The sequence below is a fragment of the Nostocoides veronense genome (genome assembly GCF_039531185.1).
Lineage (GTDB): Bacteria > Actinomycetota > Actinomycetes > Actinomycetales > Dermatophilaceae > Nostocoides_A > Nostocoides_A veronense.
In genome coordinates, this window is sequence record NZ_BAAAPO010000028.1 from 8059 (window position 1) to 13573 (window position 5515).

General features: G+C 64.1%; 4 protein-coding genes and 1 pseudogene. 3 read left to right on the forward strand and 2 right to left on the reverse strand.

The window, feature by feature from the left end:
* Together ABD225_RS09315 and ABD225_RS09320 are read right to left on the reverse strand one after the other, a co-directional pair.
* A partial coding sequence (locus tag ABD225_RS09315; RefSeq protein ID WP_344083993.1) for a transposase family protein occupies positions 1–430 on the reverse strand: 430 nt, incomplete at its 3' end.
* A 167-nt stretch (positions 431–597) separates the two neighbouring features.
* Positions 598–1662 (reverse strand): annotated as a pseudogene (locus ABD225_RS09320) (IS630 family transposase).
* A gap of 418 nt (positions 1663–2080) precedes the next feature.
* Here ABD225_RS09320 and ABD225_RS09325 point away from each other — a divergent pair.
* The 3 genes from ABD225_RS09325 to ABD225_RS09335 form a co-directional block, all read left to right on the forward strand.
* On the forward strand, positions 2081–4552 hold the full coding sequence (locus ABD225_RS09325; protein WP_344083996.1) for a hypothetical protein: 2472 nt from the start codon (positions 2081–2083) through the stop codon (positions 4550–4552).
* A 476-nt stretch (positions 4553–5028) separates the two neighbouring features.
* Positions 5029–5184 carry a hypothetical protein gene (locus tag ABD225_RS09330; protein WP_344084002.1) on the forward strand — a complete coding sequence of 52 codons (156 nt, stop codon included), beginning with the start codon at positions 5029–5031 and terminating at the stop codon, positions 5182–5184.
* A 48-nt stretch (positions 5185–5232) separates the two neighbouring features.
* Positions 5233–5515, forward strand: a 283-nt coding sequence (locus tag ABD225_RS09335; protein WP_344083999.1) for a transposase, incomplete at its 3' end; no start/stop codon positions are given.

Sequence of the window (5515 nt, forward strand, 5' to 3'; positions counted from 1 at the left end):
GCTCGGCCAGGACCGGGTCGACGTGCGCGACGAACGCGGCGTGCGCGATCGGCCAGGACACCCCGTAGTGGTCCGCGGCGGCCAGCACGCTGGAGAACCCGTCCGCGATCCCGGCCCCGCACGCGCTGCGCAGCCGCGTCGTCACACGTGCCCGCGGCGGCACCGCCGACAGCGACTCGGTGAACGTGGCCCGAGCACAGCGAGCCTCCCGGCAGCGCCACCGTCGCTTGTGCCAGACCAGCGCGATCGGCGCCTCTCCATAGGGCAGGTCCCTGGGGTGGGTGGTCGCCCTGCCCTTCAGTGAGGTGGAGAAGACCCCGCACGACGGGCAGGCTGACGCGCTCTCATCGGCGGTGGCCACGTGCACCACCCGGGCGCCATCCTCGAGGTCGACCTGACGGACCGCCAACCCCTCGATGCCGAGCAGCAACGTCGCATCCCTGCTCGCTGCCGGGGTCGGTTCTTCCTGAACCTGCGTACGCTGAACCAAGCCCGTGACCTCACCTTCGTGACCATGAACTGCCTTGACAACAGCCATGATCACCGAGGTCACGGGCCCTGTCGTGTCACCACGCAGGACCAGCGTGCCCGGTCAAGCTAGTGTCGCGCGTCTGAATCTCGTTTACGGGTGGCGTGGGGCAGGATCTCGTCGGCGGTCTTGGTCCAGGTGAAGGGGTGGCAGCGCTGGTTCCAGCCGGCGATGAACGCTCGGATGGCGTCGACGAGTTCTTTGACGCTGTCGAAGGATCCGCGCCGGATGGCCTGGCGGGTGATGATCCCGAAGAACACCTCGACGAGGTTGAGCCAGGACCCTGAGGTGGGGGTGAAATGCAGTGTGATCCGGGGGTGCCCAGCGAGCCAGGTGTTGATGTCGTCGTGCTTGTGGGTGTGGTAGTTGTCCAGGACGACGTGGAGCTCCTGGTCGGGGTAGGCCTTGGCGACCTTCTTCAGGAAGTCGAGGAACTCGGCCTTGCCGTGCCGGTCGTAGCACTGGTCGGTCACCTTGCCGGTGGCGATCTCCAGCGCCGCGAACAGGGTGGTTGTGCCGTTGCGCTTGTAGTCATGAGTCGCCCTCTCCGGCAGCCCTTATCGCAGCGGCAGGATCGGCGCGGTGCGGTTCAGCGCCTGGATCTGAGACTTCTCATCGACACACAGCACGACCGCGTTGGTCGGCGGGTCCAGGTACAGGCCGACCACGTCGCGGATCTTGGCCTCCAGTTGCGGGTCGGTGGAGAACTTGAACGTCCCGCGCCGCCAGGGCTGGACGTGGAAGCGGCGCCAGGCACGAGCCACCGTGGCATCGCCGATCCCCAGCTCCTTGGCCAGCAGCCGCGAAGACCAGTGCGTGACCGTCAGCCGCTGGGGTGGCTTGCGTAGCGTGGCCGCGATGATCGCCCGGTCATCGATGAGTTTCGGCCGCCCCGAACGAGGCTCATCCTCCAACCCCGCCAGCCCGTGGGTCCGGAACCGCTCCCGCCACTTGATCACCGTCGGACGCGAGACGCCCACCTCCCGGGCCGTGCCCGAGGTGCCCCGCCCCTGCGCCACCGCCAACACGATCCGCGCCCGCTCCACCCGGCCCGCAGCCGCAGTGCTCGAACGCGTCCACGACGTCAACGTCGCACGGTCCTCATCGCTGATCACCAGCTCGGAAGTCGACATACTCCATCATCGACCACCCCGAACTGTAAAGCAACTAATGACGCGCGACACTAGAAGAGCCGGTAAACCACACAGGCGACTTCTCGACTGGATGCACTTCGCGGCAAGTATACGATGACGCTTGAATGACTGGCTAGCGACCTCTCACAGCGTCGAAGGGAGCGAGTCGTCCGATGAGTCGTCGTTGTGCCAGGACCAGGCCCACGAAACCGACCTGCTTGAGGCCGATTTTCACGCCCGAAGTATCTACCGCTAGTATCACGCCCAGGACAAGCCGATTTCGTCAAGGCGGGAGGGCGCAGTGCCGATCGCGCCGGCATTATTGAGACGAGCACTAAATCGCAGTCGGGTGGCTGCTGTCCGCAAGCCGCTTGTAGACGATGGATCGTGGAGACCAGTGTGGATAGGGCTATCGCTCATGGGCCTCGCGACCGTCCTCGTGGGGTTCCCGAGCACGATCTCCGCAGTTCTGGCACAGACACCGGAGGGGCTGCGGCTCCTCTTGAACCGCCATGGTGATTACCTGGCAATTGCTGCCTTCTTCCTGGCTGCCTTGGGCGTGTTCCTTGTGTATTGGGTACCGCGCCGAAATCAGGGCCGTCCGTTCGCTCTCGTAACGGGGTTTGTGGGTGCCGTCATCGCCATCTTCCTCGGGATGGTTGGGTATTGGCCCTGCGCTGGGGAGGAGGCCACCTTCTGGACATCGGTGTTTGACACCATGACGCTCTTCGTTGGGGCAGCTCACGACCCTTTTGGGGAGGTAGGAGATAGTTGTGCCGAGGTGATGCCGGTGTCGGTGCAAATCGCTCGAATCTTGGCGCTGGCTGTTGCGCTCGGTGCCCTGATCGCCGTCCTCTTGAGGCTCTTCGCCGAACAACGAGACAGGCTGTACATCCGCTTCGCGAAACACCTCGTCATTGTCACTGGGTTGATCGAGGAGACTGAGCCGTTCATTCGCGCATTGGCCAAGGCTCACGACGGAACCTCACGTGCCAAGGCGTGGCGCGACTTCCCCGATCCTGTGGTAAAGGCCCAAGTCAGAGGCTGGATAGAGGCCGAGCAGATCGACCGGGCGCACGTCGTCGTCGTCCACCCCAACCGGCTCAACCCCCTTCTAGCAGGACTGCGGCAGGCTGGCGTCAAGCTGCTCACCGGTAACCCGACTGATCTGAGCAGAATGGGCATTGCGAGCGCACCCAAGCGGATCCGAGCCGTGTATGCAATCGCTGCGGACAGCGGGGAGAACATCTCAGTGGCGCGGGAGGCATACGCGCTGCTGGGAAAGAACCAGCCCCCCCAGGGGTCCGCCCCCGTGAAGATCCTCGTCAGGATCGACGAGTCCCGGGATGCGGAGGAGTATCGGCGCCAAAGCATGACCCGGTCCACCCGAACCATCATCGAGGACGCCTTCGGACCCCAACAGGTCACCGCGCAAGAGGTGGCCACATTGGCTATGCGAGAGCAACCCGATGTACTCGTGCTCCTCGGCGCGACATCATTTGCCACAACGCTCCTCGATGAGATCGCCCAAACGCACCGGGAACGGCTTGCGTTGTCCTCAGAATTTCCCAAATTGGCACCCCCTGTCGTCCTCATCGGAGCGCACACTCCGTCGGTCGCTGCAGATCACATGTTCCGTCAGGCCTGGTACGGCAACTCGACCCTTTCTGTCGAGTCGGTCGACGAGCCGATCAGCGAAGCCGCCATCCACAGCGCTGCCGCGCAGTACCGGCGGCCCTTCGTGGTGGACTGCCGCGAGAACGAACCCACTTCCGCCCTCCTCGCTCACCGAACCCTTCAGCTCTTCGAGCTGGGCCACGGGGTGTATCACGACCCACGGATCAGGGGCCTCGAGTCCGACGGCTCGCTGCTCGGACTGCATCGATACGCGCCATCTCTGATGCAAGAAGGGAGCATTCCTGAAGACCGATGGATGCGCGCAGCGCGTGTGCTGCATGAGCAGTACGTGGCGACCTACGGCACGACTGCTTTGCGTCAGGGAGGCCTGCCGTGGGAGTTGCTCAGTGACTTCTACCGAATCAGCAATCTGCGAGCCCTCACGAACGTGATGCAGAAGGTTGGAACACTTGAGGTGCCACGCGTCTGGACGCCCCAGTTGGAGGGGCAGCAACCGACCCCCCTGAAGGACATCGAAGTCAACCAACTGGTCCTGCCTGAGCAGGAGGACTGGCGCGCTTACTACGAGCGTCATGGATGGGTTTGGGGTTGCAGACGCGTCGAGACCACCGACCAGAAGGAGGACCCCAAGATCAAGCGGTTTGGCGCCCTCCCCAAGGTCACTCCAGATACGTGCCCGACGCACCCCAACAGCGAAGACTGCCCAGACCAACCCACACAAAACCAGGTCTTCAAACAAACCAAGGCCACTGTCGTCGGCGCTCTGAAGCTGCTAGAAAGCCTCGGCTACCAGCCGTACCTGGCCACACCGGGCGACAGCACTCCAACTTTGGCCCAGCGAAGGGGAAGCAGATTCCTTCGCGTCCATGACGAGGCCGTTGCACCCCTCACGTACTTCAGCCAGCCACTGGCCAAATCTGAGACGTGGACATTTGGACGCAACTCACTGATGGTCTCTGTCGGGGACTGCTGGGCCGCCGAGAGCCAGGACGCCCTCGAGCGCAATGACCCAAAGACCCGATGGCCGGTCCGAGCCGTTGATCGCAACCGCACCTATATTCAGGTAGGGGACAACGCGTTCCGGCGGGCAGGGCACGTGACGGCGCGCAGAGCCGAGCCGGGAGAGGTCGTTCACACTACTGAGGGCTCAGAGGTAGCGACCGAAAACCAATGGGTGATCAGGGATGAATACGGCAAGCAGTGGCTCATGAGCGCCGACCGCTTCCCGAAGGTTCATCGCGGGATCGCGTGATAGCGGCGGCAGGCCGATGGTGTCGACGCAGCACGCCAGCAGACTGGTAGTTGAGTCCATAGGGTTGGTACGACGACCTCGGGTGACTGCTTACGAACCTAGGTGCGGTCACCGCGTGATCCTTCGAGTGATCTCTCACAACCGACTCGAAAGAAGGGCACAGCGATGACCGCTGCCCCATTATCGACCCTGCCCCCGAGTTCGCTCCTGCCCCCGAGTGCCCCCGAGTTCGCTCATTCGCTTAGTGTATAATCCCGCCGGCGATGGCGTCGAGGGATGGCTTGTTTGTGTTGCGCGCCAGGAAGCAGGCCTCGACCTGGGTGGAGGACTCCTCGGCCGAGACCAGGGTCGCCAGCCAGTCCTGAGTCGTGCCACTGGTGTGGGCCGGAGTTGACCCTATTGCGTTGACCTGCGTCTTGGCTCGGCGGTCGGGGCGGTTCGGTCACTAAGAATGGGGTGCTGGGTAGCCTTCGGGTATGGCTTCGCGGTTCGTGCGCAAGGTGCGGACCGCGTCCGGGGCGGTCGCTGTGCAGGTGGTGAGCAAGACCGGTGGCGTGGTCGTCGGGGTGGAGCATGTCGGCTCGGCGCACACCGACGCCGAGCTGGCGCGGGTCTGCTGCACGGGGAGGTGACAGACGACTCTGTGGCGCCGTGGGGTGCCGCAGGAGAGGATGTGCACCATGCCCAAGGCTTATCCGCGAGAGTTCCGTGAGGATGTCGTGCGGGTCGCTCGGTCCCGGGAGGAGGGGGTGACCTTGAGACAGGTCGCCGCCGATTTCGGGATCTCGGAGACCTGTCTGACGAACTGGTTGGCCAAGGCCGACCGAGAAGGTGGCGGCAGGCCGGACTCGGATCGGCAGGAGTCCGTCGAGTTGCGTGAGGCCAAGCGTCGGATCCGGTTGCTCGAGCAGGAGAACGAGGTGTTGCGCCGCGCAGCGGCGTACCTCTCGCAGGCGAACCTGC

Excerpts from the sequence above, each read along its gene's own strand:
- ABD225_RS09325 (WP_344083996.1), top strand. The coding sequence starts at position 2,081 with ATGGGCCTCGCGACCGTCCTCGTGGGGTTCCCGAGCACGATCTCCGCA.
- ABD225_RS09330 (WP_344084002.1), top strand. The coding sequence starts at position 5,029 with ATGGCTTCGCGGTTCGTGCGCAAGGTGCGGACCGCGTCCGGGGCGGTC.